The sequence below is a fragment of the Streptomyces natalensis ATCC 27448 genome (assembly GCF_000935125.1).
Taxonomy (GTDB): Bacteria; Actinomycetota; Actinomycetes; order Streptomycetales; family Streptomycetaceae; genus Streptomyces; species Streptomyces natalensis.
Genome location: NZ_JRKI01000061.1, coordinates 598061 through 624686, shown reverse-complemented (window position 1 = coordinate 624686; position 26626 = coordinate 598061). Strand labels below are relative to the sequence as shown.

General features: G+C 70.4%; 24 protein-coding genes. 14 read left to right on the top strand and 10 right to left on the bottom strand.

The window, feature by feature from the left end; translation table 11 throughout:
- The first annotated feature begins 124 nt into the window (after positions 1–124).
- Positions 125–2806, top strand: a complete 2682-nt coding sequence (locus SNA_RS33490) for a SpoIIE family protein phosphatase (RefSeq protein WP_241779964.1) — start codon at positions 125–127, stop codon at positions 2804–2806.
- Between the two features lie 665 nt (positions 2807–3471).
- Here the strand turns inward: SNA_RS33490 and SNA_RS33485 are convergent.
- From SNA_RS33485 to SNA_RS33465, 5 genes are all read right to left on the bottom strand, one after another.
- Positions 3472–4929 carry an amidohydrolase family protein gene (locus SNA_RS33485; RefSeq protein WP_241779936.1) on the bottom strand — a complete coding sequence of 486 codons (1458 nt, stop codon included), beginning with the start codon at positions 4927–4929 and terminating at the stop codon, positions 3472–3474.
- On the bottom strand, positions 4926–5684 hold the full coding sequence (locus SNA_RS33480; RefSeq protein WP_030065866.1) for a succinate dehydrogenase/fumarate reductase iron-sulfur subunit: 759 nt from the start codon (positions 5682–5684) through the stop codon (positions 4926–4928). The genes SNA_RS33485 and SNA_RS33480 overlap by 4 nt, the downstream gene beginning before the upstream one ends.
- A 134-nt stretch (positions 5685–5818) precedes the next feature.
- A complete protein-coding gene (locus SNA_RS33475; protein WP_044368098.1) occupies positions 5819–7777 on the bottom strand; it encodes a fumarate reductase/succinate dehydrogenase flavoprotein subunit in 1959 nt (652 codons plus the stop codon).
- A gap of 59 nt (positions 7778–7836) precedes the next feature.
- Positions 7837–8664 carry a hypothetical protein gene (locus SNA_RS33470; protein WP_030065869.1) on the bottom strand — a complete coding sequence of 276 codons (828 nt, stop codon included), beginning with the start codon at positions 8662–8664 and terminating at the stop codon, positions 7837–7839.
- Positions 8665–8740: 76 nt separating this feature from the next.
- The gene (locus SNA_RS33465; protein ID WP_030065870.1) at positions 8741–9037 is read right to left on the bottom strand and encodes a hypothetical protein; all 297 of its coding nucleotides are present in this window, start codon (positions 9035–9037) and stop codon (positions 8741–8743) included.
- Between the two features lie 402 nt (positions 9038–9439).
- Between SNA_RS33465 and SNA_RS33460 the strand changes: the two genes are divergently transcribed.
- Both SNA_RS33460 and typA read left to right on the top strand, forming a co-directional pair.
- Positions 9440–11773 (top strand): ABC transporter family substrate-binding protein, encoded by a 2334-nt coding sequence (locus tag SNA_RS33460; RefSeq protein ID WP_044368096.1) that lies wholly within the window; start codon positions 9440–9442, stop codon positions 11771–11773.
- A gap of 184 nt (positions 11774–11957) precedes the next feature.
- On the top strand, positions 11958–13865 hold the full coding sequence (gene typA, locus SNA_RS33455) for a translational GTPase TypA (protein WP_030065874.1): 1908 nt from the start codon (positions 11958–11960) through the stop codon (positions 13863–13865).
- 105 nt (positions 13866–13970) lie between these two features.
- On the opposite strand, the gene SNA_RS33450 is transcribed toward typA, so the two are convergent.
- Positions 13971–14363, bottom strand: a complete 393-nt coding sequence (locus tag SNA_RS33450; protein WP_030065875.1) for an ATP-binding protein — start codon at positions 14361–14363, stop codon at positions 13971–13973.
- Positions 14364–14461: 98 nt separating this feature from the next.
- On the opposite strand from SNA_RS33450, the gene SNA_RS33445 reads away from it, so the two are divergent.
- The 5 genes from SNA_RS33445 to SNA_RS33425 all read left to right on the top strand — a co-directional run bounded on the left by SNA_RS33445 (position 14462) and on the right by SNA_RS33425 (position 17369).
- Positions 14462–15346: a helix-turn-helix domain-containing protein gene (locus SNA_RS33445; protein WP_030065876.1), complete on the top strand. Its 885-nt coding sequence runs from the start codon at positions 14462–14464 to the stop codon at positions 15344–15346.
- A gap of 10 nt (positions 15347–15356) precedes the next feature.
- Positions 15357–15554, top strand: coding sequence for a DUF397 domain-containing protein (locus SNA_RS33440; RefSeq protein WP_030065877.1), 198 nt, complete (start codon positions 15357–15359; stop codon positions 15552–15554).
- A gap of 28 nt (positions 15555–15582) precedes the next feature.
- Positions 15583–15906 (top strand): DUF1330 domain-containing protein, encoded by a 324-nt coding sequence (locus tag SNA_RS33435; RefSeq protein WP_044368094.1) that lies wholly within the window; start codon positions 15583–15585, stop codon positions 15904–15906.
- Positions 15907–15919: 13 nt separating this feature from the next.
- Positions 15920–16414, top strand: a complete 495-nt coding sequence (locus SNA_RS33430) for a SitI3 family protein (RefSeq protein ID WP_030065879.1) — start codon at positions 15920–15922, stop codon at positions 16412–16414.
- A 229-nt stretch (positions 16415–16643) separates the two neighbouring features.
- A complete protein-coding gene (locus SNA_RS33425; protein ID WP_338059838.1) occupies positions 16644–17369 on the top strand; it encodes a COG4705 family protein in 726 nt (241 codons plus the stop codon).
- 42 nt (positions 17370–17411) lie between these two features.
- Here the strand turns inward: SNA_RS33425 and SNA_RS33420 are convergent, their stop codons facing one another.
- Together SNA_RS33420 and SNA_RS33415 are read right to left on the bottom strand one after the other, a co-directional pair.
- Entirely contained in the window at positions 17412–17813 is a 402-nt protein-coding gene (locus SNA_RS33420; RefSeq protein ID WP_044368092.1) for a hypothetical protein, read from the bottom strand.
- Entirely contained in the window at positions 17801–18436 is a 636-nt protein-coding gene (locus SNA_RS33415) for a TIGR03086 family metal-binding protein (RefSeq protein ID WP_044368090.1), read from the bottom strand. Before SNA_RS33415 ends, SNA_RS33420 begins: the two co-directional genes overlap by 13 nt.
- A gap of 85 nt (positions 18437–18521) precedes the next feature.
- Between SNA_RS33415 and SNA_RS33410 the strand changes: the two genes are divergently transcribed.
- Entirely contained in the window at positions 18522–19067 is a 546-nt protein-coding gene (locus SNA_RS33410) for a MarR family winged helix-turn-helix transcriptional regulator (RefSeq protein ID WP_241779934.1), read from the top strand.
- On the opposite strand, the gene SNA_RS33405 is transcribed toward SNA_RS33410, so the two are convergent.
- Entirely contained in the window at positions 19039–19377 is a 339-nt protein-coding gene (locus SNA_RS33405; RefSeq protein ID WP_157880159.1) for a hypothetical protein, read from the bottom strand. The genes SNA_RS33410 and SNA_RS33405 overlap by 29 nt on opposite strands.
- A gap of 343 nt (positions 19378–19720) precedes the next feature.
- Between SNA_RS33405 and SNA_RS33400 the strand changes: the two genes are divergently transcribed.
- Genes SNA_RS33400 through SNA_RS33380 form a run of 5 tightly spaced genes read left to right on the top strand, consistent with a single transcriptional unit; the run spans position 19721 to position 25380 of the window.
- Entirely contained in the window at positions 19721–21343 is a 1623-nt protein-coding gene (locus SNA_RS33400; protein WP_030065885.1) for a peptide ABC transporter substrate-binding protein, read from the top strand.
- Positions 21344–21350: 7 nt separating this feature from the next.
- Positions 21351–22274 (top strand): ABC transporter permease, encoded by a 924-nt coding sequence (locus SNA_RS33395; RefSeq protein WP_030065886.1) that lies wholly within the window; start codon positions 21351–21353, stop codon positions 22272–22274.
- Entirely contained in the window at positions 22267–23262 is a 996-nt protein-coding gene (locus SNA_RS33390; protein WP_030065887.1) for an ABC transporter permease, read from the top strand. Before SNA_RS33395 ends, SNA_RS33390 begins: the two co-directional genes overlap by 8 nt.
- Positions 23263–23273: 11 nt before the next feature.
- Positions 23274–24305: an ABC transporter ATP-binding protein gene (locus SNA_RS33385; protein ID WP_044368088.1), complete on the top strand. Its 1032-nt coding sequence runs from the start codon at positions 23274–23276 to the stop codon at positions 24303–24305.
- Positions 24292–25380 (top strand): ABC transporter ATP-binding protein, encoded by a 1089-nt coding sequence (locus SNA_RS33380; RefSeq protein ID WP_051877286.1) that lies wholly within the window; start codon positions 24292–24294, stop codon positions 25378–25380. Before SNA_RS33385 ends, SNA_RS33380 begins: the two co-directional genes overlap by 14 nt.
- Before the next feature lie 73 nt (positions 25381–25453).
- On the opposite strand, the gene SNA_RS33375 is transcribed toward SNA_RS33380, so the two are convergent.
- Positions 25454–26617, bottom strand: a complete 1164-nt coding sequence (locus tag SNA_RS33375) for an ABC transporter ATP-binding protein (protein WP_030065890.1) — start codon at positions 26615–26617, stop codon at positions 25454–25456.
- Positions 26618–26626: the final 9 nt, after the last annotated feature.

The window sequence follows — 26626 nt, the reverse complement described above, 5'->3', positions numbered from 1 at the left end:
ATGGCCTGCGATCGAGACTGTGCTGTGATCGTGAAGACCGTGTTCCGGATAGCCGAGGTGCTGGATACTCGGCCTGGTCCGGTCCGGGCACGATGAGCTGGAGGGGACGGGGCTCGTGAGCGAGATGTCACGTGGTGGGGCGAAGGCCGCGCAGACCGAGAGCCGGGGCGAGGTGGACGGTCCGGGCGATCCAGGCGGACACCTGCCTGCGCACGGCGCGCAACGCCTGCCGGTCTGGCAGAGCAGCCGGCCCGGATCCCTCTACGACTACATCCGCGTCGCCTCCTTCTCCCTGGGGCCCGACGGCCGCATCGAGCAGTGGAGCGAACGCGCCGCCGACATGCTCGGCATCCCCGCCCGCCACGCCGTGGGCCAGGACCCCATCGAGGCGTTCGTCCCCCCGGAGCTGCACGAGGGCGGCCGCCGCAAGGTGTCCGAGATCCTCGACGGCCGCGAATGGACCGGCCTGGTGCCTTACCGCCGCAGTCAGGGCGGCGACGCCGACGGACTCGCCGAGATCTATCTGATGCCGTCACGGAACGCGGCCGGCGAGCGCGCCGCGGTCTGCCTGGTCGTCGACGTCCGGGCGATGCGCGGCATCGAGACCGACCTCGCCGCCTCGCAGGCCGTTTTCGGTCAATCTCCCATGGGCTTCACCCTGTTCAGTACGGACCTGAAGCTGCTGCGCGTCAACGAACGCTTCGCCACCGTCTTCGGCGGACCGGCCGGAAAGTACCGCGGCCTGACCCCGCACGACTTCCTGCCCCGCCCCGAGGCCGAGCGGATGACCGCCGCCCTGCGCCGCGTCCTGGAGACCGGCGAACCGGTCGCCGAAATGCAGTTCGTCGGCGCGGTGCCCGGCGAGGAGGAACGCCGCCGCTGGTCGGTCTCCCTCTACCGTCTGCACGGCGCCAGCGGCCGCCCCATCGGCGTCGCCGCCCTCGCCGCCGACGTCACCGGCCGCCGCCGCGCCGAACGCGAGGCCGCCAACGCCCGCCGCAACCTCGCCCTGCTCAACGAAGCCGGGTCCCGGATAGGCAATTCGCTCGACCTGGAGACCACCGCACGCACCCTCCTGGACGTCGCCGTCCCGCAGTTCTGCGATCTGGCCTCCGTCGACCTCTACCAGGGCCTGCTCGCGGGCGACGAGACCCCGCCCGGCATGAGCGACGGCAGCGCCGAACTGCGCCGCGTCGCCTTCTCCAGCGCGGTCTCCGACGCCCCGCTGGCCACCGCCGGCCGCCGCACCCCCGAGGACGGCTCCCCCGACGGCCCGGTCGCCGTCGGCGCCGTCCACCGTTACCCCTTCAACTCCCCCTGCGCGGCCGCCCTGCGCACCGGCCAGGCGCAGATCGTCCCCGGCCGCGAGAGCGACGACGGCCCCGAACTGGGCGCGGTGGTCCACTCCACCCTCGCCGTCCCGATGGTCGCCCGCGACACCGTCGTCGGACTGGTGCAGTTCTCCCGTACGAAGGGCAGCGAACCCTTCGGCGAACGCGACACCGCCCTGGCCGTCGAACTGGCCGCACGCGCCGCGGTCTGCATCGACAACGCCCGCCTCTACCGCCGCGAACACGAGCGCGCCCTGATCCTCCAGCGCAGCCTGCTGCCCCCGGGCGACCCGGAGGCCGCCGGCCTGGACATCGCCTGCCGCTATCTGCCCGGCACCACCGCCACCGAGGTCGGCGGCGACTGGTTCGACGTCATCGAACTCCCCGGCCACCGCACCGCCCTGGTCGTCGGCGACGTCATGGGCCGCGGCCTGCGCGCCGCGGTCGCCATGGGCGAACTGCGCACCGCCGTAAGGACGCTGGCGCTCCTCGACCTCGAACCGGCCGAGGTTCTCTCCGCCCTCGACGAGATCGCCCGCGGGCTCGGCGGCACCGGCGACGGCCGCACCAGCGCCAGAGCGCCGCGCAGCCGCTCCGGAGCGGCCGCCGGAATGCCCGAGCACGGCGCCCTGACCCCCGCCGCCGACCTGTCCGAGGTCTACCTCGCCACCTGCGTCTACGCCGTCTACGACCCGATCACCCGGCGCTGCACCTTCGCCAACGCCGGCCATCTGCCGCCGGTCCTCGTCGAGGACGGCGAGGACGCCCTGCTGCTCGACGTACCGCCGGGCATGCCGCTGGGCGTCGGCGGCGAACCGTTCGAGGAGATCGAGGTCGAGCTGCCGGACGGCGCGCTGCTCGCGCTCTACACCGACGGCCTGGTCGAATCCCGCCACCACCCGCTGGACGAGGGGCTCCAGGCATTCCGCCGGGCCCTGTCGGACGCCGGCCGCCCGCTGGAGGACGTCTGCGACCACGTCCTGAGCGCCCTGGACACCTCGCACGGCGAGGACGACATCGCCCTGCTGATGGCCCGGGTGCACGGGCTGCCCAAGGACGCGGTGGGCGACTGGAGCCTGGCACCGGAGGCCCGCTCGGTGGCCCGCGCCCGCGAACTGGCCCGCGACCAGCTCACCGACTGGGGCCTGCAAGACCTGGTCGACACCACCGAGCTGCTGGTCAGCGAGCTGGTGACCAATGCGCTACGGCACGGCCACGGCGAGATCCGGGTGCGGCTGCTGCTGGACCGCACCCTGGTCTGCGAGGTCTGGGACGCCGACCTCGCCCAGCCGCGCCGCCGCCGCGCCCGCGACACCGACGAGGGCGGCCGCGGCCTCCAGCTGGTCGGCCTCCTGAGCACCGGCTGGGGCAGCCGCCGCACCCCCCGCGGCAAAACCGTCTGGTTCGAACTGCCCCTCCCCGACGGCGACTCGGCCCCGGCGGACCCGACGGAGGCGCTGCTGAGCCTGTTCTGAGGCGGCGGGCCGGCCCACGCCTCCCGGAGCCCGGCCCACGCCTCCCCGAGCCCGGCTCACGCCTCCCCGAGCCCGGCTCACGCCTCCCCGAGCCCGGCTCACGCCTCCCCGAGCCCGGCTCACGCCTCCCCGAGCCCGGCTCACGCCTCCCCGAGCCCGGCTCACGCCTCCCCGAGCCCGGCTCACGCCTCCCCGAGCCCGGCTCACGCCTCCCCGAGCCCGGCTCACGCCTCCCCGAGCCCGGCTCACGCCTCCCCGAGCCCGGCTCACGCCTCCCCGAGCCCGGCTCACGCCTCCCCGAGCCCGGCTCACGCCTCCCCGAGCCCGGCTCACGCCTCCCCGAGCCCGGCTCACGCCTCCCCGAGCCCGGCTCACGCCTCCCCGAGCCCGGCTCACGCCTCCCCGAGCCCGGCTCACGCCTCCCCGAGCCCGGCTCACGCCTCCCCGAGCCCGGCTCACGCCTCCCCGAGCCCGGCTCACGCCTCCCCGAGCCCGGCTCACGCCTCCCCGAGCCCGGCTCACGCCTCCCCGAGCCCGGCTCACGCCTCCCCGAGCCCGGCTCACGCCTCCCCGAGCCCGGCTCACGCCTCCCCGAGCCCGGCTCACGCCTCCCCGAGCCCGGCTCACGCCTCCCGGAGGCCGGCTCACGCCTCCCCGAGCCCGGCTCACGCCTCCCGGACGTGGGCCGCCGCCCGTTCCGCCTCCCGGACCACCCGCGCGGTGTCCACGTCCACCAGCTCGCCCGCCGCCTTGCGCAGATGCCCGTCGACGAAGACGTAACTGACGTTCGGCGGCTGGCCGTTGAGCACGATCTGGCTGGTCCAGTCGAAACGCGGGGCGAAGTTCAGGGTGGCGGGGTCCAGGACCAGCACATCGGCGCGTTTGCCGGGCGTCAGCGAGCCGATCCGGTCGGCCATGCCCAGACACTCCGCGCCGCCCAGCGTCGCCATCCGCAGCACGGCCGGGATCGTCGGATGGATCCCGGCGTCCTCGTGCCGCGCCCGCTGGAGCCCGACCGCCGCCTTCATCACACCGAACATGTCGGAGGTGTCATTGGTGCCGCCGTCGTGCCCGAGCCCGGCGCGTACACCGCACCGGTGCAGCGCGGGCAGCGGCATGATGCCGGACGCCAGGCGCATATTGCTCAGCGGACAGTGCGCGACCCGCACCTCGTGCTCGCCGCTCAGCGCGATCTCCTCGTCGGTGAGGTGGACCGCATGGTTCATCAGCAGGTCCGGCCCGAAGACGCCGCTCTCGCGCAGCGAGCGGATCGGCTCGTCCTTGCGGTCCCTGCGGTTTTCGAGGACATGCGCGTTGACCATCACACCGAGGTCCCGGGCGACCTCGCGGAACTGCCGCAGCTCCGTCAGCGCCGGCATCCCCGCACGCACCGCCACCTGCGCCGACGCCAGCGGCAGCGGGTCGAGAAGGTCCTTCTTGACCTTCGGCACGAGGGCGATGGCGTCCGGGCCCTGCGCCGCGGCGTAGACGAACCGCAGCCCGGCGTCGTCCAGCGCGCGCACATAGCGCTCGCTGGTGTCGTACGGGATCGGGTGCACCCAGTCGACGACGGTGGTCACGCCCGTCGCCAGGGCGTCGAGGGCCGCCAGATGGACGAAGCGGTACATGTCCCGGGGGCCGATCCGGGGCAGGGTGATGCGCTCGCAGCCGGCCATCCAGCCGTAGAGGTCCTGGGTGGCGCAGCCGCCGCGGATGCTGGACTGCCACAGATGGTTGTGGAGGTCGACGCCGCCGGGCAGCACCAGCTGCCCGGCGGCGTCCACCACCCGCGCACCGCGCGGTACGGGAAGGCCCCTGCCCAGGGCGGCGATCCGGCCGTCGTGCAGCAGGACGTCGGTGCCGCCGTCGAGCTCGCCCAGCTCGCCGCTGCCGATCCCGGGGTCCATGGTCAGCACCAGCTCCGCGCCGCGCAGCACGGTGGTGCGCCTCTCGCCCCGCAGCCGCGGCGGCCCTCCCGGGGCCCTCGGGCGCTCCTGGCGGCCGCCGTCGGGCGTCCCGGCGGCCGCCGCCAGCGGGACGCCGCCGAGACCCGCCAGCAGCCCGCGCCGGCTCAGCTGCGCGGCGTCCGTGCCGTTTTGCGGTCCGGTACGTAAACCGGTCACTGGCCGCGGCGCCGGATCTTGTTGCCCAGCCACACCAGCGGGTCGTACTTGCGGTCCGCGACCCGCTCCTTCAGCGGGATCAGCGCATTGTCGGTGATCTTGATGTTCTCCGGGCAGACCTCGGTACAGCATTTGGTGATGTTGCAGTAGCCCAGGCCGTGCTCGTCCTGCGCGGTGCCCTTACGGTCCAGACCGGCCTCCGGGGCCGCGTCCAGGGGATGCATGTCCAGCTCGGCGATCCGCATCAGGAAGCGCGGCCCGGCGAACGCGGCCTTGTTCTCCTCGTGGTCGCGCACCACATGGCAGGTGTTCTGGCACAGGAAGCACTCGATGCACTTACGGAACTCCTGCGAGCGGTTCACATCCTCCTGCTGCATGCGGTACTCGCCGGGCCCCAGCTCCGCCGGCGGCACGAACGCGGGTACCTCGCGGGCCTTGGCGTAGTTGAACGACACATCGGTGACCAGGTCCCGCACGACCGGAAAGGCCCGCATCGGGGTGACCGTCACCGTCTCCGTACGGTCGAACACCGACATCCGTGTCATGCACATCAGCCGCGGCCGGCCGTTGATCTCCGCGCTGCACGAACCGCATTTGCCCGCCTTGCAGTTCCAGCGGACCGCCAGATCGGACGCCTGCGTCGCCTGGAGCCGGTGGATGATGTCCAGCACCACCTCGCCCTCGTGCACCTCGACCCGGAAGTCCTCCAGCCCGCCGCCGTCCGCATCGCCGCGCCACACCCGGAAATGCGCCAGATACGCGCCGGACTGCCCGCCCTGCGCCTGCCCCGGCCCGTTCGCCGGCCGCGCCTCCCCGCGCTGCCCGGCCACGCCGTGCCCGCCCGTTCCGTCCGTCCCGTCCGTCTCCCGGCCGCCCACGTTCTGCACGCTCACCGGCTCAGCTCCTCGTCCGTCAGATACTTCACCAGCTCCTCCTTCTCGAAGAGTCCGAGGAGATCGGGGCGGATCGGCGGGGTCTCCCGGCGGCTCAGCCGGATCTGGCCCAGCGCCGGGTCCGCCTCCGTCCGGCCGTCGGCCAGCTCGCAGACCAGGTTGATGTTGCGCCAGCGCCGGTCCATCGTCGGGTGGTCGTCGCGGGTGTGCCCGCCGCGGCTCTCCTCGCGCTCCAGCGCGGCCCGCGCCACACACTCGCTGACCAGCAGCATGTTGCGCAGATCGATCGCCAGGTGCCAGCCGGGGTTGTACTGCCGGTGCCCCTCGACGCCCGCCCGCCGGGCCCGTACCCGCAGCCCGGCCAGCCGCTTGAGCGCCTCGGCCATCTCGCCCTCCCGGCGGATGATCCCCACCAGGTCGTTCATCGCCTGCTGGAGTTCCTGGTGGAGGGTGTACGGATTCTCCGCCGGGCCCCCGTCGTGGACGGCGCCCGGCTGCTCGTCCTCGGCGCTGAAGGGCCGCAGCGCCTCCGCCTCGGCCGCGTCCACCTCCCGCTCGTCGGGCACCGGCCGCGCGGCCGTCGCCGCGGCGTACTCGGCGGCGTACAGCCCCGCCCGCCGCCCGAAGACCAGCAGGTCGGACAGGGAGTTGCCGCCCAGCCGGTTGGAGCCGTGCATCCCGCCGGCCACCTCACCGGCCGCGAACAGTCCGGGCACGCCGTTGGCCGCCGCGGTGTCCGGGTCGACCTCCACCCCGCCCATCACGTAATGGCAGGTCGGCCCGACCTCCATCGGCTCGGCGGTGATGTCCACGTCCGCCAGTTCCTTGAACTGATGGTGCATCGACGGCAGCCGCCGTTTGATCACCTCGGCCGGCATCCGCGTCGAGACGTCCAGGAAGACCCCGCCGTGCGGGGAGCCGCGGCCCGCCTTGACCTCGGCGTTGATGGCGCGGGCGACCTCGTCGCGGGGGAGCAGCTCGGGCGGCCGGCGGTTGTTGTCGGGGTCGTCGTACCAGCGGTCGCCCTCGGCCTCCGTCTGCGCGTACTTCTCCTTGAAGACGTCCGGGATGTAGTCGAACATGAAGCGCCGGCCCTCGCTGTTGCGCAGCACCCCGCCGTCACCCCGGACGGACTCGGTGACGAGGATCCCCTTGACCGACGGCGGCCAGACCATCCCCGTCGGATGGAACTGCACGAACTCCATGTTGATCAGCGAGGCCCCGGCCAGCAGCGCCAGGGCGTGCCCGTCGCCCGTGTACTCCCACGAATTCGACGTCACCTTGAAGGACTTGCCGATCCCGCCGGTGGCCAGCACCACGGCCGGCGCCTCCAGGACGAAGAAGCGGCCGGACTCGCGCTCGTAGCAGAAGGCGCCCGCGACCTTGCCGGACCCCGCGGCGGAGCCGCTCGTCGACGCTTTCAGGACGCGGGTGACCGTGCACTCCTGGAAAACCTTCAACCGGGCGTCGTACGCGCCGAATTCCTGCTCGTCGGCCTGCTGCAACGAGACGATCTTCTGCTGGAGGGTACGGATCAGCTCCAGCCCCGTACGGTCGCCGACGTGCGCCAGCCGCGGGTATTCATGGCCGCCGAAGTTGCGCTGGGAGATCCGGCCGTCGGGCGTACGGTCGAAGAGCGCGCCCCAGGTCTCCAGCTCCCAGACCCGGTCGGGGGCCTCCCGGGCGTGGAGTTCGGCCATCCGCCAGTGGTTGAGGAACTTGCCGCCGCGCATGGTGTCGCGGAAGTGCACCTGCCAGTTGTCGCCCTCGTTGACATTGCCCATGCTGGCCGCGATACCGCCCTCGGCCATCACCGTATGGGCCTTGCCGAACAGGGACTTGCAGATCACGGCCGTGCGCATACCCGCCTCGCGGGCCTCGATCGCGGCGCGCAGTCCGGCCCCGCCGGCGCCCACCACGACCACGTCCCATGCCTGCCGGTCCACGTGCGCCATCAGACGCCACACCTTTCGTTACGGATTTGAATGGGGGGCCGCCGCGATGCGGCCGCGGCTCAGAAGAACCGCGGGTCGGCGAAGGCCCCGGTGGCCAGCAGATACACGTACAGATCGGCGAATCCGACGCTGAACAGCGAGCACCAGGCCAGCAGCATGTGCCGCTCGTTGAGCTTGCCGACCCAGCCCCACAGCCGGTAGCGGACGGGGTGCTTGGAGAAGTGCCGCAGCCGGCCGCCGACGATGTGCCGGCAGGAGTGGCAGGAGAGGGTGTACGCCCAGATCAGCACGATGTTCGCCAGGAAGACCAGGGTGCCCAGGCCCATATGGCCCCAGCGGTGGTGCTCGTCGCGGAAGGCCAGCACGGTGTCGAACGTCAGGACACAGGCCACCAGCACCGCGAAGTAGAAGAAGTAGCGGTGGATGTTCTGGAGGATCAGCGGGAAGCGGGTCTCGCCGGTGTACTTCTTGTGCGGTTCGGCGACCGCGCAGGCCGGCGGCGAGGCCCAGAAGCCGCGGTAGTAGGCCTTGCGGTAGTAGTAGCAGGTCAGCCGGAAGCCCAGCGGGAAGATCAGGATCAGCAGGGCGGGGGACAGGCCCCACCAGGGCCCGAAGATCTCCCAGTTGGGGCCGCCGTGCATGGTCTGGCAGTTCTGGGCCAGGCACGGCGAGTAGAACGGCGACACATAGGGCGCGTGGTAGTAGTCCGCGTTCGCGAAGGCCCGCCAGGTCGAGTAGACGACGAACGCGAGCAGCCCGGCGGCGGTGCAGGCCGGGGCCAGCCACCATCTGTCGGTCCGCAGATGACGGGCGGGAATCGCGGCCCGCGAGGCGGCATGCACGCCGCTCGCGCCCGCTTGCGATGAGGGTTCGGTACCAGTGGCCAACGTCGGTCTCCGTGGTGGGTACTTCCGGTGGGTACTTCCGGTGGGTGGGCGGTGCAAGGCGAGCGGTGCCCGGCCCCTAAGGCGCATGCCGGTCCTTGGCGCCGAGCCCCTCGTCCTCGGCGTCCGTCCACAGCTTGGCGTCGTACGGCGCATCCGGGATCGGCACCATCTCGTCCCCGGTTCCGGGCCGGGCCGGCTTCGCGCCCGTCGCGCTCTCCTTGAGCAGGCCGAGGCTTTCGCGCAGATGATTGGCGTCGCTGCGCACCCGTCGCATGTCCAGCCCGGTGCCGACCTGTTCCTCCAGCCGCGCCACGGACCGGATCAGCTCGGTCAGATGGCGTTCCACCGCCGTCAATGCGTCCTGAAGGGACATACGTGCCCTCACCTCCGAAGGGTGTGCTGGGCGATCTCATGCGCCCGCGAGTGTCGCGCGTCACAGTAGGCGTTGGGAAGGGGGCAGGCGCGATTACGACTCGAACCGGTGCGTTTCGGCAATCCTGCTCCGCGACACCCCTCGAACGCCGGTACGGCGGCGGGTCGTACGCGGCGGCGCGCAAGGCACCGAAGTGGCCGGTGACACACCGCCGTTCGGGTCGCGTTTCCCGTTCCTCCGGGCCTCTTGAGGGGCCGGACGGGTGAGGTTGTTACGGCAGACGACGTGTCCTGCGGCCGCGCCGGGACCGGTCGCCTTCAGTAGGGGAGCCATAGATGTGATGAGCCGCAAAGTCGGCCGGACGTGTTGGCGCGACGCGGGCGAGCCTCGGAGGTAACGACCATGACCGACCAAGTCAGCTCAGCGTGCCGCACGCGCCGCTGTGCCGCACTGATCGCGGCCGGGGTCCTGCTCCCGCTGCCGGTCCTGGCCGGATGCAGCGGCGACGACGGGTCGGACGCGGCGGCCGCCGCCTCCCAGGACATCGCCCCGGCCGCCCGGGAACGGCTGAAGGACGGCGGCACCCTCCGGTGGGCCGTTGACAGCATGCCCGGCACCTTCAACGCCTTCCAGGCCGACGCCGACGCCACCACCACCCGGATCACCGGCGCGGTGCTGCCCACTCTCTTCACCCTCGACGAGCGCGGCCGCCCGCAGCGCAATGCCGACTACCTGGACGCCGCCGACATCACCGCCCGCGACCCCAAGCAGGTCGTCACCTACAAGATCAACCCCAAGGCGCGCTGGAGCGACGGCCGCCGGATCGGCGCCGCCGACTTCCTCGCCCAGTGGAAGGCGCTCCGCGGCAAGGACAACGCCTTCTGGACCGCCCGCAATGCCGGGTACGACCGGATCGCCAAGGTCGCCCAGGGCGCGCACCGGGGCGAGGTCAAGGTCACCTTCGCCCGCCCCTATGCCGACTGGCGCTCCCTGTTCACCCCCCTCTACCCGCAGAGCGTGATGGGCGACGCGGACGCCTTCAACGACGGCACCCGCGAGCGGCTCAAGGTCGCGGCCGGGCCGTTCATGATGGCCGAGCGGGCGGCGCACGGCGACCGCCTCACCCTGGTCCGCAACCCCAGGTGGTGGGGCGCCCGTGCCAAGCTCGACCGGATCGTCTTCACCGAGCTGCCGCGCGAGCGCCGGGCCGCCGCCCTCGCCGCCGGGGCCGTCGACGTCGCCGAGGTCGACCAGGCCGCCGCCCGCAAGGTCGCCTCGGCAGGCCACCCTGCGGGCTCGGGATCCAGGGCCCGTACGGACGTGAAACCGGCGGCCCGCACCGCCCTGCGCGGCTACACCGTCCGCAGGGCCCTGGAGCCCGCCTACACCCAGCTCGCCCTCAACGGCAGCACCGGCCCGCTCAGCGACGAACGCGTCCGCCGCGCCGTGGCCCGCGCCATCGACCGCCAGGCGCTCGCCGACACCGTCCTCAAGCCGCTCAGCCTGCCCGCCGGCCCGCTCGGCAGCCATCTGCTGATGGCCGGGCAGGAGGGCTATGAGGACCACAGCGACGCGGTCGGCGGGCCGGACGCCGACGCGGCCCGGTCGCTGCTGGCCGACGCGGGCTGGAAGCCGGGCGGCCTCACGGAGCAGGCCAAGCAGAAGCCGCACGCGGCCGCGCCCAGCACCTCGGGCGCCGCGAGGGAGCCGTCCCGCAAGCGGGGCACCACGGACGGCCGCAACCCGGAGCGCCCCGGGCACGCCGACCGGGCCGCCGCTCCCGGCGCCGTCACGCAGGACTACGGCCCCGGTGCCCGGCCCGCCGCCGCCGAGGCCCCGCTCTCCGCCGCCGGCGCGGTCGGCGCCGAGGTCCAGCGCTCCGCGCTGCTGCACCAGAGCGCCGCCCTCTACAAGGCCGAGGCCGCCGCCCAGGAGCAGGCCGGCGCCGGCACGACCTCCCGGGCCTACCAGCGGCGCGCCGCGCGGGCGCTGGGCGCCGCCGAGCGGATCGAGACCGGCCAGGACACCGGCCCCGCCGAGGCCCGCCCGATGAGCGCTGAGCAGGCCCGCGAGGCCCGCGCCGACGAGGAGCCGGCGCGCCCGGTGGCCGCCGCGCAGTTGCCCGCCGACGACGACTCCCGGGCCAAGGGCGCGGACTCCCGGGCCAAGGGCGGGCCGCGCAAGAAGACGACCGTCGTCCCCGCCCTGCGCAAGAACGGCAAACCGCTCACCCTGCGCTTCGTCCTCCCCGACGGCGCGGGCTCCGAGCAGCTGCGCACCGTGGGGGAGCGCATCTCGGCCATGCTCGCCAAGGTCGGCATCCAGACCTCCGTCCAGCAGGTCGCCGACGCCAGTTACTTCCAGGACCACATCGCCGCCGGCGACTACGACCTGGCGCTGTACTCCTGGCCGGGCACCGCCTATCCGGCCACCGACGCCCGCCCCATCTACGCCAAGCCCGAACCCGCCGCCGACGGCTCGCTGACCGTCGAAGAGAACTACACCCGCGTCGGCACCGACCACATCGACCAGCTCTTCGACCAGGCGGCCTCCGAGCTGGACGAGGACGCGGCGGAGCATCTGATGGCGCAGGCCGACGCCCGGATCTGGGCGGTGGCCGGATCCATCCCCCTCTATCAGCGCCCGGAGCTCGTGGCGACCAGAAAGGGCCTCGCCAACATCGGCGCGTTCGGTTTCGCCTCGCCGCGCTTCCAAGACATCGGCTACACGAAGTAAAGGTGCAGCCAGAGCTAACAACCGGTGAGAAATCGCAGGTCAGCGTGGGTGGAAACGGGCTGCGGCGGCCGTTGTCGCCGCAGCCCCGTACCATGGGGTGAGGCCGTGGCGTCATCCAAGCCCGGCGGGCGCGCGTACCGGTCCGTACGCGTAGCCAACCACGATTCCGGGAGAAGCACCGCTAGTGCCCACGCGCCATGACATTCGCAACGTAGCCATCGTCGCCCACGTCGACCACGGCAAGACGACCATCGTCGACGCCATGCTCAAGCAGGCCGGCGCGTTCGCCGCCCACCAGCTGGAGTCCGTCGACGACCGCGTCATGGACTCGAACGACCTGGAGCGTGAGAAGGGCATCACGATCCTGGCCAAGAACACCGCCGTCAAGTACCACCCCAAGGACGGCGGGGACGTGATCACGATCAACATCATCGACACCCCCGGCCACGCCGACTTCGGTGGCGAGGTCGAGCGCGGTCTGTCGATGGTCGACGCGGTCGTCCTGCTGGTGGACGCCTCCGAGGGTCCGCTCCCGCAGACCCGCTTCGTGCTGCGCAAGGCCCTCCAGCAGCGGCTGCCCGTCATCCTGTGCATCAACAAGACGGACCGCCCGGACTCCCGGATCGACGAGGTCGTCAACGAGACCTACGACCTCTTCCTCGACCTGGACGCGGACGAGGAGCAGATCGAGTTCCCGATCGTCTACGCCTGCGGCCGTGACGGCATCGCCTCGCTGACCAAGCCGGAGGACGGCACCGTCCCGGCGGACAGCACCAACCTGGAGCCGTTCTTCTCCACGATCCTGGAGCACGTCCCGGCCCCCGAGTACGACGAGACGGCCCCCCTCCAGGCCCACGTCACCAACCTCGACGCCGACAACTTCCTCGGCCGTATCGCGCTGCTCCGCGTCGAGCAGGGCGAGCTGAAGAAGGGCCAGACCGTCGCCTGGATCAAGCGCGACGGCACGGTCGCCAACGTCCGCATCAGCGAGCTGATGATGACCGAGGCGCTCACCCGCAAGCCCGCCGAGAAGGCCGGCCCGGGCGACATCTGCGCGGTCGCGGGTATCCCCGACATCATGATCGGCGAGACCCTGGCCGACCCGGAGAACCCCATCGCCCTCCCCCTGATCACGGTGGACGAGCCGGCCATCTCCATGACCATCGGCACCAACACCTCCCCGCTGGTCGGCCGCGGCGGCACGGGCAAGGGCGCGGACGCCAAGTCCGCGATAAAGGATCGCAAGGTCACCGCCCGCCAGGTCAAGGACCGCCTGGAGCGCGAGCTGATCGGTAACGTCTCGCTGCGCGTCCTGGACACCGAGCGCCCCGACGCCTGGGAGGTGCAGGGCCGCGGTGAGCTGGCGCTGGCCATCCTGGTCGAGCAGATGCGCCGCGAGGGCTTCGAGATGACCATCGGCAAGCCGCAGGTGGTCACCAAGGAGGTCGACGGCAAGACCTACGAGCCCGTCGAGCGTATGACGATCGACGTGCCCGAGGAGCACATGGGCGCCGTCACCCAGCTCATGGGCACCCGCAAGGGCCGCATGGACAACATGTCCAACCACGGCTCCGGCTGGGTCCGCATGGAGTTCGTCGTCCCCTCCCGCGGTCTGATCGGCTTCCGTACGGAGTTCCTGACCAACACCCGCGGTACGGGCATCGCGCACTCCATCCACGAGGGCCACGAGCCCTGGTTCGGCACCCTCCAGACCCGCAACAACGGCTCCCTGGTCGCCGACCGCTCCGGCGCGGTCACCGCCTTCGCGATGACCAACCTCCAGGAGCGCGGCGTGCTCTTCACCGAGCCGGGCACCGAGGTGTACGAGGGCATGATCGTCGGCGAGAACTCCCGCTCCGACGACATGGACGTCAACATCACCAAGGAGAAGAAGCTCACCAACATGCGGTCGTCCTCGGCCGACTCGTTCGAGGCCATCGTCCCGCCGCGCAAGCTCTCCCTGGAGCAGTCCCTGGAGTTCTGCCGCGATGACGAGTGCGTCGAGGTGACCCCCGAGGCGGTCCGCATCCGCAAGGTCAACCTGGACGCCCGCGAGCGCGCCCGCGCGGCGTCGCGTGCGAAGCACGGCTGATCTTCTGCCTGTTGTGTGACGGGGCGCCCCTCCTCCGGGAGGGGCGCCCCGTCGCCGTTTCTCTGCCTGTTGTCGCCGTTCCTCTGCCTGTTTCTGTGCCTGTTTCTATGCCTGCGGGGCCAACGTGAACCACACCGACTTCCCGTTGGGGTAGTCCCGCACGCCCCACGAGTCGGCACAGGCATCGACGATGCCGAGGCCGCGCCCGGTCTCGTCGTCGGGCGCGGCCTTTTGTTGTTCCGGGGTGCCGGTTCCGGTGTCCCAGACGGCGATGGTGAGGTCGTGGGGCGATCGGTCGACGCTCACGTACGCGTCTGTTTTGGTGTAGCGGTAGGCGTTGGTCACCAGCTCCGACACCATCAACTCCGCGGTGTCGGCTAGGCAGTTGAGCTTCGCCCCGGCGAGGATGTGGCGTAGCGCCGCTCGTACGACGCCGACTGCTCGGGGATCGTGGGGGATGAAGAGTCCGTAGGACCAGGTCTCGCTGGGCGTGCTCATGTGGCAGCCTCCAGGTAGTTGCCTGCTGTGACTGGCGCCGCACTTACGGTAGCGGCTAGCGTTGGGTTTTCACAACCGAACCTTCAGGGGAGCGAGTTATGGGGCTCAGGGTCAACCCCACATACCGTCAGCGACGGTTTGGGGCAGAGGTTCGTAAGTTGCGCGAGCGTGCGGGCTTGACTGTGGGTCAGGGTGCAGCGGTGATGGGGATGCGCCAAGGGCACATCAGCGCCGTCGAGTCCGGTCGCACGGGTCTATCGCCGGAGCGGCTGCGTGCCCTCTCGCGCGAAGTGGATGGGGTAAACCCAACGTATGTAGACGCGCTGGTGGAGATGGGGCAGGACCCAGGTAAGGGGTGGTGGAGCGCCTACCAAGGGCGAGTCAGGCCGTCGTTGCTGGATGTGGCCGGGCTGGAGGCTGGCGCGGCGCGACTGGTCACATACGAGCCGACGTTCGTCCCGGTTCTGCTTCAGACTCAGGCGTACGCGACGGCCGCCTTCAGGCGTGGCTACGCCCGTGTGTCACCCGAAGAGCAGGATCTCGACGTCGAGTTCCGCATGCGACGGCAAGAAATACTGACCGACGAGCGCCCGCCTCAATTTCACGCGATCATCCACGAAGCCGCTCTCCACGTGACCTTGGGGAGCCCAGGGGTCATGCGCAACCAGTTGTTGCGGCTGATCGAGGCGTCCCGGCGGCCAAACGTGACGATTCAGATCTTGCCGTTCGACGGTCCGTCGCCATTCGGTACACCCTTCACGCTGATCGAGCCAGCAGTGGCCGAGTTGGGCACCGTCGTCGTGCCTCACATCGAGAAGTCGCTGAACCTGGGAGACGAGGACTCACTGGCTCGGTACAACGGTTGGTTCGCTAGCCTGAGCGAAACGGCCTTGCCTCCGGTAGACGCTGCTGTCCAACCTGAGGCGCACCTGGCGAAGGACTCGCTGGGGCTGATCCAGCGGCTCTTGTACCCCCTGCTCTAGGAAGGCGCAGATGTCTCAACTCATCTGGCAGAAGTCCAGCTTCAGCGAACCGGGGTCCGACCAATGCGTCGAGGTTGCCGCCGCCCCGTCCGGCGCCCGCCACCTCCGCGAAAGCGACGCCCCCGCGACCGTGATGGCCACCAGCGCCGCCGCCCTCCGGGGCCTCGTGCGGTCCCTGAAGGGCGGGACCGTAATGCGCATGCAGTGAGTGGGTGGCGCGGGTACCGTCTGGGCGCATGAGCGCTTATGTGATCGCGGATGTCCAACTGACCGGCGACGTCGGCGAGGTGGAGCAGTACCGCGCAGGGGTCCAGGCGACGCTCGAACCCTACGGTGGGCGGTTTCTCGTGCGTGGGGGAGCGTATGAGGTCATCGAAGGCGACTGGCAGCCCGGCCGGATAGTCGTGCTCGAATTCCCGAGTGCCGAGGCCGCGCACGAATGGAACGACTCGGCGGCCTATCAGGCGATTGCGCCTCTGCGTACGCGGAACATGGACAGCAAGCGGCTGATCGTCGAGGGGGCGACGGGCGACACGGGCGCCACGGGCGCGGAAAGCTGACCCGGCATCCGGCATGGCCATTTCCTACGATCTTGATATGGCGACGGCGATGTCCGCGGAGGAGGTCGCCGGGGCGCTGTGCGACGTCGGGCGGTCCGCCGGGCTGTTCGGCGTGGCGGCCGGCGCCGAGCTGGTACTCGGTGACGGCGTGGTGACCACGGGGGGAACCTGGATCCGTGTGGGCGAAGAGAAGGTGCACGACTGGCCGCGGTCGTGGGATCCGGTGGTCGGCGACCTCGGGATCTTGACGACGGTGTGGGCGTTCTTCCGGCTCGGTCGGGGGAGCTCGTTGCTCGACCAGCAGGACGACATGGTCCGGCTGGTGGACGGCCTGTTGAGCCGGGTCGGCGGGGACGCCGTACTGCACTTCCAGTCCGAGCAGATCTGGTTGCTGCGGCGCGGAGGCGAGTTGAGCCTCAGCGATGACGACGACCTGTGGAGCCCGCACCGCCTGGCCGCCGTCGCGCAGCCGTACCGCCGAGCCTCGCTCGCCTTTTCCGACGAGTAGGGCGAGGGGCGCGAGCAACCGCGCCCGACCCGCCCATGCCGCCACATTGAGGGCAATTCATCGCTCCCCATTCACACCGGAAATCGCAACAACTCCTACCTCCCTCTTACCTCTTTCGTGACGAGCCGGGGGATGATCGTCCGGCGAATTCGGTATGCCATCCTTGCCGACCATGACGACAGGCCAACTCCAGCAGGATCGGCCCGTAATGGCCCCTGCGCGGAATGCGATGAGCAAGGTTCCGGAAGTCACGGTGTACTTCTGGATCATCAAGTTGCTGACCACGGGAATGGGTGAAACGCTTTCTGATTACCTGGCGCATCTGCTCGACCCCGTGACGGCGGTCGGGGTCGCGGGCGTCGCGCTGCTGGTCGCCGTGGTGGTGCAGTTCTGGGTGCGGCGGTATGTGGCCTGGATCTACTGGACCGCCATCGTGATGGTGAGCGTGTTCGGGACGATGGCCGCCGATGTGGCCCATGTGGGACTGGGGGTTCCGTATCTCACGTCCACTCTTATATTCCTGGGCGTTCTGGCCGCTGTTTTCGCGATCTGGTACGCGAGTGAGAAAACGCTGTCGATTCACAGCATTTACACCCGGCGCCGGGAAGGCTTTTACTGGGCCACGGTGCTGGCAACCTTCGCGCTCGGCACGGCCGCCGGAGATATGACGGCCGGCACCATGGCGCTGGGATATCTCGGATCCATCGGAATGTTCGCCGCGGTGATGGCCGTTCCGGCGCTGGGGCGGTGGAAGTTCGGGCTGGGTGCCATTCCGGCCTTCTGGTTCGCGTATGTCGTGACCCGGCCGCTGGGTGCCTCGATCGCGGACTGGATGGCGGTGTCGGCCCGTCACGGCGGGCTGGGGCTGGGGACCGGGCCGGTCAGCCTCTACTGGCTGATCGCGATCGTGGGGTTCGTCTCCTATGTGGCGGTGTCGCGCAGGGACGTCGCCTGAGGCGACGACGACAGCAGACCTGCGACAGTGACGGGTGGGTTATCAACTCGCCTTCCGCTGAAGGGAGATGCTGGCCCGTGCGCGGGCCCGGATTCCGGACGGATCGCAGCGGGGCGCCGTCCACGTGGCCGAGGACAGCGCCCCGCGCCCCCGGTAGCGCCGCATGACGTCGACATGCGGCGGCCAGGCGACGAACCCCCGTAGGGCGGCCTCGTCGCGCCACACGGCGACCGCGCCGCAGCGGCGGGCGCCCGGGGACGCCCATAGCCATACGCCGACCGCCCCTTCGAGGTCCGGCCACCCGGCAGTGAGACGGCGGGCCGCGCGATAGACGCCCGGCAGATCGAGGCGCCGGGGGAGCGTGAGATCGGTGAGGCTGACGAGGACCGGGCCGGGGTGGGCATGGGCCGGGCCGGGCGTCCAGGCGGACCTCAGGAGGGGCATGCCGGGCTCCACGACGGGGAGCGGCCCAGGGTGGTCAGGATCCGGTCGAGAAGACTTCCCCCGTCGCCGGCCTGGAGGGGCGGGGCGAAGGCGCTGCCCGGGGCCAGCCGGTAGTCGTCGCCCGAGGGGACGGCGTGGGCGATCGGAAGGGCGGCTTCCAGGAGCGCCGGGTCGGGGGCGTACGGGAGATCCAGGGTGCGGGCGACGTCCCAGCCGTGGACGACGTAGTCGATGAAGTGGAAGCCGATCGCGTGCAGGGCCGGGAACGTCTGGGCGGCCTTGAACTCGGGGAGGGCGAAGGGGCGGTCGGGGCGGTCCACGGAGGCGAACGCCGCGAGGACGTCGTCGGCCGCGTCGGCGTAGTCCGCAACGGGGTCCTTGGCGAGGGGGCGTTGCGCCCAGTGCGCCAGATCCTGCCCGTCTCCGCGTGCGGCGGCCGCGAACCCCCGGTGCTGGACGGTCATATGGGCGAGCAGATCCGCCAGGGTCCAGTCGGCGCAGGGCGTGGGACGGGACAGGTCGGCGGGGGTGAGACGGCGTACGACGGCAACGCTGCCGCGCACGGCCTCGGCGTTCAGGCCGTTGAGGCCGTTGAGGCCGTTCAGGGCTTTCGGAGTGCTCAAAGCGCCGAGATTCGTATTCACGTGCTTACGATCTGCTCGTGCTTATGATCTGTCAAGGGGTATTTTCTGGGGCATGGGCACGGGCGTGAGCAAGAACGCAGGCAAGGGCGGCGGAGACCGGGACCGGGCGGCGGCGGAAGCGGTGGCGGCCGGAGCGGAACGACGCCCCGATCTTGCGGCGATGATGGTGCCGTTGTCCCGGTCCCTGATCGCCGCCGAGCTGCCCGTCCTGGAGGCGCACGGCCTGGCCATGTGGGCGTATTCCGTGCTGCTGCGGCTCGACGAGGAGACCCCGGTCCGGTCGCAGGCGGCGCTGGCCGAGGCCATCGGGGCGGACAAGACGCGGATCATCGCCGTGCTGGACGATCTGGACGAGCGGGGGCTGATCCGTCGCCGGCCCGATCCGGCGGACCGGCGGGTACGGCTGCTGTCGATCACCCCGGAGGGGCGGCGGCTGCGGGACGCCGTTCAGGCGGACATCCAGCGGGGCGAGGAGGAGCTGCTGGCCTCCTTCCCGGTCGCTGAGCGGGAGAGTTTTGTACGGGTGCTCCGGGCGCTGTCCGCTTCCGTGGCGAGTGCTCCCGCGCGGTCCGCCGCGCCGGTCAGGCCGAAGGGAAGAGCCAGCGGATGACGGAGCCGGCCAGCACCAGCCCCGGCACCGCGAGCCACCAGCGGCTGCGCAGCCATTGCGTCGCCAGGATGAACAGCGTCAGCAGGGCGACGGCGAGGGCCAGTGCGCCGGACAGCAGGGACACGACCTGGACGGTGGCCGCGGATTCGGCCTCGTCCCAGGGGCCGTCGGGTGAGGCGGCGACGGCCAGGAAGAGCAGGTAGCCGAGGGCCAGGTTCGACGGCAGCAGGAGCGCGGCGCTGACCAGACTCCCGGCGCGGGGCATACGGAACCGGGGGCGCTCAAGCCCCGGCCCAAGTGCCCGTCGCATCGGGCGGTTTGTGGGGGCCGCCCCGTAACCGTCGCTCATTCTCCCCCGATCGGTCCCGGCCGATCATGGTCAGTGGGGACGGGGGCGTCAAGCGGACGGCCGGTCGGCGCCCCCTCGCGTCGACCGGTCCAATCACCGACCGGTCCAATCACCGACCGGCCCATTCGTCGGTCGGCCCCTTCGTCGGCTGGCCCATTCGGGTCATCGGCCCCGCCCCCTCTGAGGCAGACGAGGGTTTTCTCGGGTTTTCGAAGCGCTGGGGTTCGGTGCTGGGTGAATTATCACTCCTTTTGCGCTCTTATATGGCCTAGGCGTCTCGGGAAATCTGAGGAGGCAGCACCCCATGCGTGGAGCCACCCGTGCGAAATGGGCCGTATGCGCCATCGCCGTCGCCCTCGCGGCCGCGGCCTGCGGCGGCGGGGGCGGCGGGACGAAGGGTTCCGGGGTGCTCAGCTCGTCCTGGGGGGATCCGCAGAATCCGCTGGAGCCCGCGAACACCAATGAGGTGCAGGGCGGCAAGGTCATGGAGATGCTCTTCCGGGGGCTCAAGCGCTACAACCCCAAGACCGGCGCCGCGGAGAATGTGCTCGCGGACAGGATCGAAACGAAGGACTCACAGCATTTCACCGTGACGCTGAAGGGCGGCTGGACCTTCAGCAACGGGCAGCCGGTCACCGCCAATTCCTTTGTGGATGCATGGAATTACGGTGCACTGCTCACCAACAAGCAGAAGAACGCGTCCTTCTTCCAGTACATCGACGGGTTCGACAAGGTGCACCCCCAAAGCGGCACACCGACCGCCAAAACGCTGTCGGGGCTGGCCGTGAAGGACGACAGGACCTTTACCGTCACGCTCAACCAGAAGTTCGCCAGCTGGCCCGACACCCTGGGCTACTCCGCCTTCATGCCGCTGCCGAAGGCGTTCTTTACCGACCACGACGCCTATGTGAAGAAGCCGATCGGCGACGGCCCGTACACGGTGGAGTCGTACACCAAGGGCAGCGTGATGAAGATGCGGAAGTGGGACGGGTACAAGGGGCCCGATCCCGCGGAGAACGCCGGTATCGATCTGCGGGTCTACACGGACAACAACACCGCCTACACCGACCTCCAGGCGGGGAATCTGGATCTGGTCGACGACATCCCGGCGGCGCAGCTCAAGAACGTCAAACGGGATCTGGGAAACCGCTACATCAACCAGCCGGCCGGGATCATCCAGACCCTCACCTTCCCGATGTACGACAACAACTGGGGCGGCACGGGGAAGGAAAAGCTGCGCCAGGGCATCTCGATGGCGATCAACCGGGACCAGATCACCAAGGAGATCTTCCAGAAGACCCGGACGCCCGCGACGGACTGGACCTCGCCCGTGCTGGGGGAGAAGGGCGGTTACCAGGCGGGAGTGTGCGGCCCGGCCTGCGAGTACGACCCCGCCAAGGCCAAGAAGCTGATCCAGGAGGGCGGCGGGCTGCCCGGCGGGAAGATGGCGCTCGCCTACAACGCGGACACCGGGTCGCACAAGGACTGGATCGACGCGATCTGCAACAGCATCAACAACACGCTGGACACCGACAGCGCATGTGTCGGTGCGCCGGTCGGGACGTTCGCGGACTTCCGCAACAAGATCACGGCGAAGCAGATGACCGGGCCGTTCCGGACCGGCTGGCAGATGGACTATCCGCTGATCCAGAACTTCCTTCAGCCGCTGTATTACACCGATGCGGCCTCCAACGACGGGAAGTTCAGCAATGCCGGCTTCGACAAGCTGGTGAACGAGGCGAATGCACAGGCCGGCACCGGCGAGGCGGTGGCGAAGTTCCAGGACGCGGAGAAGATCCTGGCCCAGCAGATGCCGGCCATTCCGCTGTGGTACCAGAACGGCAGCGCCGGCTATTCCCCACGCCTCTCCCATGTAGCGCTGAATCCGTTCAGCGTGCCGGTGTTCAACGAGATCAAGGTGCAGTGAGACCGCGGTGGGACGTTATGTGCTCCGGCGGCTGCTCCAGATGATCCCGGTGTTCATCGGCAGCACCTTCCTGATCTTCTTCATGGTGTACGCGCTCGGCGACCCGGTCGCCGCGCTCTTCGGGGACCGGGCGCCCGACCCCGCCACCGCCGCCCGTATCCGCGCCGATCTCTATCTCGACCAGCCGCTGTACAAGCAGTATCTGCACTACATGGGGCAGATCTTCCAGGGGAATTTCGGCACCGCGTTCAACGGCCAGTCGGTGACCGAACTGATGAAGGACGCCTTTCCGGTCACCGTCCGCCTCACGCTCGTCGCCATCGTCATCGAGATGATCGTGGGCATTGTGCTGGGGGTGTTCAGCGGGCTGCGGCGCGGCCGGAGCGTGGACACCTCGGTGCTGCTGCTCACGCTGGTCGTCGTCTCCATCCCCACCTTCGTCAGCGGCTATGTGCTCCAGTTCCTTTTCGGGGTGCAGTGGGGATGGGCGGCGCCCACCGTGTCCCCCGAAGCCCCGCTCAATGAACTCCTGTTGCCGGGTCTGGTACTGGCGCTGGTCTCGCTCGCCTATGTCACCCGGCTGACCCGTACCTCCCTCGCGGAGAACGCCCGCGCCGATTACGTCCGTACGGCCATCGCCAAGGGACTTCCCCGGCGCCGCGTCATCACCCGCCATCTGCTGCGCAATTCGCTGATCCCCGTCGTCACCTTCATCGGCACCGATATCGGGGCGCTGATGGGCGGCGCCATCGTCACCGAGCGCATCTTCAACATCCACGGGGTCGGATTCCAGCTCTACCAGGGAATCCTGCGGCAGAATTCGCCGACCGTGGTCGGCTTCGTCACGATTCTGGTGATGGTCTTCCTGATCGCCAATCTCCTCGTCGATCTGCTCTACGCCGTCCTCGACCCGAGGATCCGCTATGCCTGAGCCCCTCGAACCGTACGAGTCCTACGCCGCCAGGGAAGCCATCGGGCACGGCGACGGCGGCTCCGCCGCGCTGGCCATCGGCGAGGCCGAATCGCTGGAACGGGTCCCGGGCGCCGGACCGCCCGGCGGCGAACCCGCCGGCAAACCGCGCAGCCTGTGGAGCGACGCCTGGCACGATCTGCGCCGCAACCCCGTCTTCGTCCTCTCCGCGCTGGTCATCGTCTTCCTGGTGCTCATCGCGATCTGGCCGCAGCTGATCGCGAGCGGCAACCCCTACCGCGCCGACCTCGCCAAGGCCCAGCAGGGCGCCGAACCCGGCCACCCCTTCGGCTTCGACACCCAGGGCCGGGACGTCTACACCCGCGTGGTCTACGGGGCCCGCGCCTCCATCACCGTCGGCGTCTGCGCCACCACCGGCGCCGCCCTGCTGGGCAGTCTGCTGGGCGGGCTGGCCGGATTCTTCGGCAGCTGGTGGGACGGCCTGCTCTCGCGGATCGCCGACATCTTCTTCGGCATCCCGGTGATCCTCGGCGGCCTGGTCTTCCTCTCCGTCATCACCAGCAGCACGGTGTGGCCGGTGGTCGGTTTCATCGTGCTGCTCGGCTGGCCGCAGATCTCCCGGATCGCCCGCGGCGCGGTGGTCACCGCCAAACAGAACGACTACGTCCAGGCGGCACGCGCCCTGGGCGCCGGCAACGGCCGCCTCCTGCTACGGCACATCACACCGAACGCCGTCGCGCCCGTCATCGTCGTCGCGACCATCGCCCTGGGGACGTACATCGCCCTGGAGGCCACGCTGTCGTACCTGGGCGCGGGCCTGAAGCCGCCGACCGTCTCCTGGGGCATCGACATCTCCGCGGCCTCCACCTACATCCGCAACGCCCCGCACATGCTGCTGTGGCCCGCGGGCGCGCTGAGCATCACGGTGCTGGCGTTCATCATGCTCGGCGACGCCGTACGCGACGCCCTCGACCCCAAGCTGCGCTGAGGAGCGGGCCGATGACCGATACGGACGAGCCGGCGCCGGCCGGCACCGGCCAGGAGGCCGCGCCGCTGCTGGAGGTGCGCGATCTGCGGGTGGAGTTCCGTACCCGCGACGGCATCGCCAAGGCCGTCAACGGCGTCAGCTACCGGGTGGCGGCGGGCCAGACGCTGGCCGTACTGGGGGAGTCCGGCTCCGGAAAGTCCGTCACCGCACAGGCCGTCATGGGCATTCTCGACTCCCCGCCGGGTTTCGTCACCGGTGGCGAGGTCCTCTTCCAGGGCCGCGATCTGCTCACCCTGGGCCGCGAGGAGCGGCGCAAGGTGCGCGGCGCCAAGATGGCGATGATCTTCCAGGACGCGCTGTCCTCGCTGAACCCGGTGCTCAGCGTCGGGGCCCAGCTGGGGGAGATGTTCCAGGTCCACGAGGGGATGTCGCGCAAGGAGGCGCGGGGCAGGTCCGTCGAGCTGATGGAGCGGGTGGGCATCCCTGCGGCCCGGGCGCGGGTGGGCGACTATCCGCACCAGTTCTCCGGCGGGATGCGCCAGCGCATCATGATCGCGATGGCGCTGGCCCTGGCCCCCGACCTGATCATCGCCGACGAGCCGACCACCGCCCTCGACGTCACCGTCCAGGCCCAGGTGATGGACCTGCTCGCCGAGCTCCAGCGCGAATACCGCATGGGCCTGATCCTGATCACCCACGATCTGGGGGTGGTCGCCGATGTCGCCGACACCATCGCCGTGATGTACGCGGGCCGGATCGTGGAGACCGCCCCGGTCCACCAGCTCTACAAGGCGCCCGCCCACCCGTACACCCGCGGCCTGCTGGAATCCATCCCGCGTCTGGACCACAAGGGCCAGGAGCTGTACGCGATCAAGGGCCTGCCGCCCAACCTGACCGCCATCCCGCCCGGCTGCCCCTTCAACCCGCGCTGTCCGCTCGCCCGCGACATCTGCGTGACCGACCGCCCGCCGCTGTACGACGTGGGCCCTGGCCGGGCCAGCGCCTGCCACTTCTGGAAGGAGACCCTCGATGGCGCCCGATGACCGGCCCGACGGCACCCCCGGTGTCCTCGCCGACCCCGGCCGGCCGGCGCTCGGTGAGCCCGTGCTGGAGATCCGGGATCTGGTCAAGCACTATCCGCTGACCCGGGGCGTGCTCTTCAAGAAGCAGATCGGTGCGGTCAAGGCCGTCGACGGGGTCTCCTTCGATCTGCGCAAGGGCGAGACGCTGGGCATCGTGGGGGAGTCGGGGTGCGGGAAGTCGACCCTCGCCAAGATGCTGGTGGGGCTGGAGCGGCCGACGTCCGGTCAGATCCGTTATCAGGGGCAGGACATCGCCACCCTGTCCGGGCGTGCGCTGAAGGCCGTACGGCGCAACATCCAGATGGTGTTCCAGGATCCGTACACCTCCCTCAACCCCCGGATGACGGTCGGGGACATCATCGGCGAGCCCTACGAGATCCACCCCGAGGCGGCGCCCAAGGGGGACCGCCGCAAGAAGGTGCAGGACCTGCTGGATGTGGTGGGGCTCAACCCGGAGTACATCAACCGCTATCCGCATCAGTTCTCCGGCGGCCAGCGGCAGCGCATCGGCATCGCCCGCGGGCTGGCGCTGCGGCCGGAGATCATCGTCGCCGACGAACCGGTCTCCGCGCTGGATGTGTCCGTCCAGGCGCAGGTCGTCAACCTCCTGGAGGCCCTCCAGGACGAGTTCGACCTCTCCTATGTCTTCATCGCCCACGATCTGTCCGTCGTCCGGCACATCTCCGACCGGGTCGCGGTGATGTACCTGGGACGGCTCGCCGAGACCGGTACGGACGAGCAGATCTACGAGCATCCGACGCACCCCTACACCCAGGCGCTGCTGTCGGCCGTGCCCGTACCCGACCCGGAGGCTCGCGAGCACCGTGAGCGCATTCTGCTGACCGGTGACGTCCCCTCGCCCGCGGATCCGCCGTCCGGCTGCCGTTTCCGCACCCGGTGCTGGAAGGCCCAGCCGCTGTGCGCCGAGGTGGTGCCGCCGCTGGAGGTGCCCGAGGCGTTCCGGGAGGAGGGCCCGGCCCGGCATCCGTCGGCGTGTCATTTCGCGGAGGAGCGGCACGTGGTGCCCGGCGAGTAGGGAGCCGGACGCGGACGGGGGCCCGGCCGCCGTGGCCGGGCCCCCGTCGTACGCGGTGTCGGAGTGCGGGACGTCAGAGCGTCTTGCCGGACGCGCCGTCGCCGTCGCCTTCCGGGGCGCGCTCCGCGGCCGTCTCCTCGATGGCCGCCAGCGCCGGGTCCAGGACGATGTCCTCGTCGCGCGCCGCGGTCGTCGGCTCCTCCGGGAAGTGGCATGCCGTCAGATGCCCGCCCGCGTTGCCCGAGAGCTGCACCAGCGGCGGCTCCTCGGATGCGCATTTGTCCTGCGCCTTCCAGCACCGCGTGCGGAAGCGGCAGCCCGAGGGCGGGTTGACGGGGGAGGGGACGTCACCGGCGAGGCGGATGCGCTCGCGGCGCTCCTCGTCGTCCTCGACCAGCTTGGCCTCGGGCACGGCGGAGAGCAGGGCGTGGGTGTACGGGTGCCGCGGCCGCAGATAGATCTCGTCGCGGGTGCCCACCTCCACGATCTTGCCGAGGTACATCACCGCGACCCGCTCGCTGAAGTGGCGCACGATCGCCAGGTCGTGGGCGATGAACAGGAACGCGATGCCCAGTTCGCGCTGGAGCTTCTGGAGCAGGTTGACGACCTGCGCCTGGATGGAGACGTCCAGCGCCGAGACCGGTTCGTCGGCGACGATCAGCTTCGGTTCCAGGGCCAGGGCGCGCGCGACGCCGATGCGCTGGCGCTGGCCGCCGGAGAATTCGTGCGGGAAGCGGTTGTAGTGCTCGGGGTTGAGGCCCACGGTCGCCAGGAGCTCACGGATCCGCTTCTCCCGGCCGCCGGGCGGGTTGATCCCGTTGATCTCCATCGGGCCGCCGATGATGGTGCCCACCGTCTGCCGCGGGTTCAGCGAGGCGTACGGGTCCTGGAAGATCATCTGGATCTCGGAGCGGACCGGGGCCAGCTGCTTGCGGCCCGCGTGGGTGATGTCCTGCCCGGCGTAGGTGATCTTGCCGGCGGTCGGCTCCATCAGCCGGGTCAGCAGCCGCCCGGTCGTCGACTTGCCGCAGCCCGACTCGCCGACCAGGCCGAAGCTTTCGCCGGCGTGCACGGTCAGATCGAGGCCGTCGACGGCCTGCACCGCGCCGACCTTCCGCTTGAACGGGAAGCCGCCGTAGATGGGGAAGTGCTTGGTCAGCCCCTCGGCGGTGAGCAGCGGCTCGCCCAGGGCGGGCGCGGTGTCGCGGGGCGTGGGGAGGGTGACGTTGTCGGTCATGGTGATGGC

What these genes read in the sequence shown, in the direction of transcription:
- SNA_RS33490 (WP_241779964.1), top strand. Translation starts at nt 125, where the DNA reads ATGTCACGTGGTGGGGCGAAGGCCGCGCAGACCGAGAGCCGGGGCGAG.
- SNA_RS33475 (WP_044368098.1), bottom strand. Translation starts at nt 7,777, where the DNA reads ATGGCGCACGTGGACCGGCAGGCATGGGACGTGGTCGTGGTGGGCGCC.
- SNA_RS33465 (WP_030065870.1), bottom strand. Translation starts at nt 9,037, where the DNA reads ATGTCCCTTCAGGACGCATTGACGGCGGTGGAACGCCATCTGACCGAG.
- SNA_RS33460 (WP_044368096.1), top strand. Translation starts at nt 9,440, where the DNA reads ATGACCGACCAAGTCAGCTCAGCGTGCCGCACGCGCCGCTGTGCCGCA.
- SNA_RS33450 (WP_030065875.1), bottom strand. Translation starts at nt 14,363, where the DNA reads ATGAGCACGCCCAGCGAGACCTGGTCCTACGGACTCTTCATCCCCCAC.
- SNA_RS33445 (WP_030065876.1), top strand. Translation starts at nt 14,462, where the DNA reads ATGGGGCTCAGGGTCAACCCCACATACCGTCAGCGACGGTTTGGGGCA.
- SNA_RS33440 (WP_030065877.1), top strand. Translation starts at nt 15,357, where the DNA reads ATGTCTCAACTCATCTGGCAGAAGTCCAGCTTCAGCGAACCGGGGTCC.
- SNA_RS33435 (WP_044368094.1), top strand. Translation starts at nt 15,583, where the DNA reads ATGAGCGCTTATGTGATCGCGGATGTCCAACTGACCGGCGACGTCGGC.
- SNA_RS33430 (WP_030065879.1), top strand. Translation starts at nt 15,920, where the DNA reads ATGGCCATTTCCTACGATCTTGATATGGCGACGGCGATGTCCGCGGAG.
- SNA_RS33425 (WP_338059838.1), top strand. Translation starts at nt 16,644, where the DNA reads ATGAGCAAGGTTCCGGAAGTCACGGTGTACTTCTGGATCATCAAGTTG.
- SNA_RS33420 (WP_044368092.1), bottom strand. Translation starts at nt 17,813, where the DNA reads ATGCCCCTCCTGAGGTCCGCCTGGACGCCCGGCCCGGCCCATGCCCAC.
- SNA_RS33405 (WP_157880159.1), bottom strand. Translation starts at nt 19,377, where the DNA reads ATGCGACGGGCACTTGGGCCGGGGCTTGAGCGCCCCCGGTTCCGTATG.
- SNA_RS33400 (WP_030065885.1), top strand. Translation starts at nt 19,721, where the DNA reads ATGCGTGGAGCCACCCGTGCGAAATGGGCCGTATGCGCCATCGCCGTC.
- SNA_RS33390 (WP_030065887.1), top strand. Translation starts at nt 22,267, where the DNA reads ATGCCTGAGCCCCTCGAACCGTACGAGTCCTACGCCGCCAGGGAAGCC.
- SNA_RS33385 (WP_044368088.1), top strand. Translation starts at nt 23,274, where the DNA reads ATGACCGATACGGACGAGCCGGCGCCGGCCGGCACCGGCCAGGAGGCC.
- SNA_RS33380 (WP_051877286.1), top strand. Translation starts at nt 24,292, where the DNA reads ATGGCGCCCGATGACCGGCCCGACGGCACCCCCGGTGTCCTCGCCGAC.
- SNA_RS33375 (WP_030065890.1), bottom strand. Translation starts at nt 26,617, where the DNA reads ATGACCGACAACGTCACCCTCCCCACGCCCCGCGACACCGCGCCCGCC.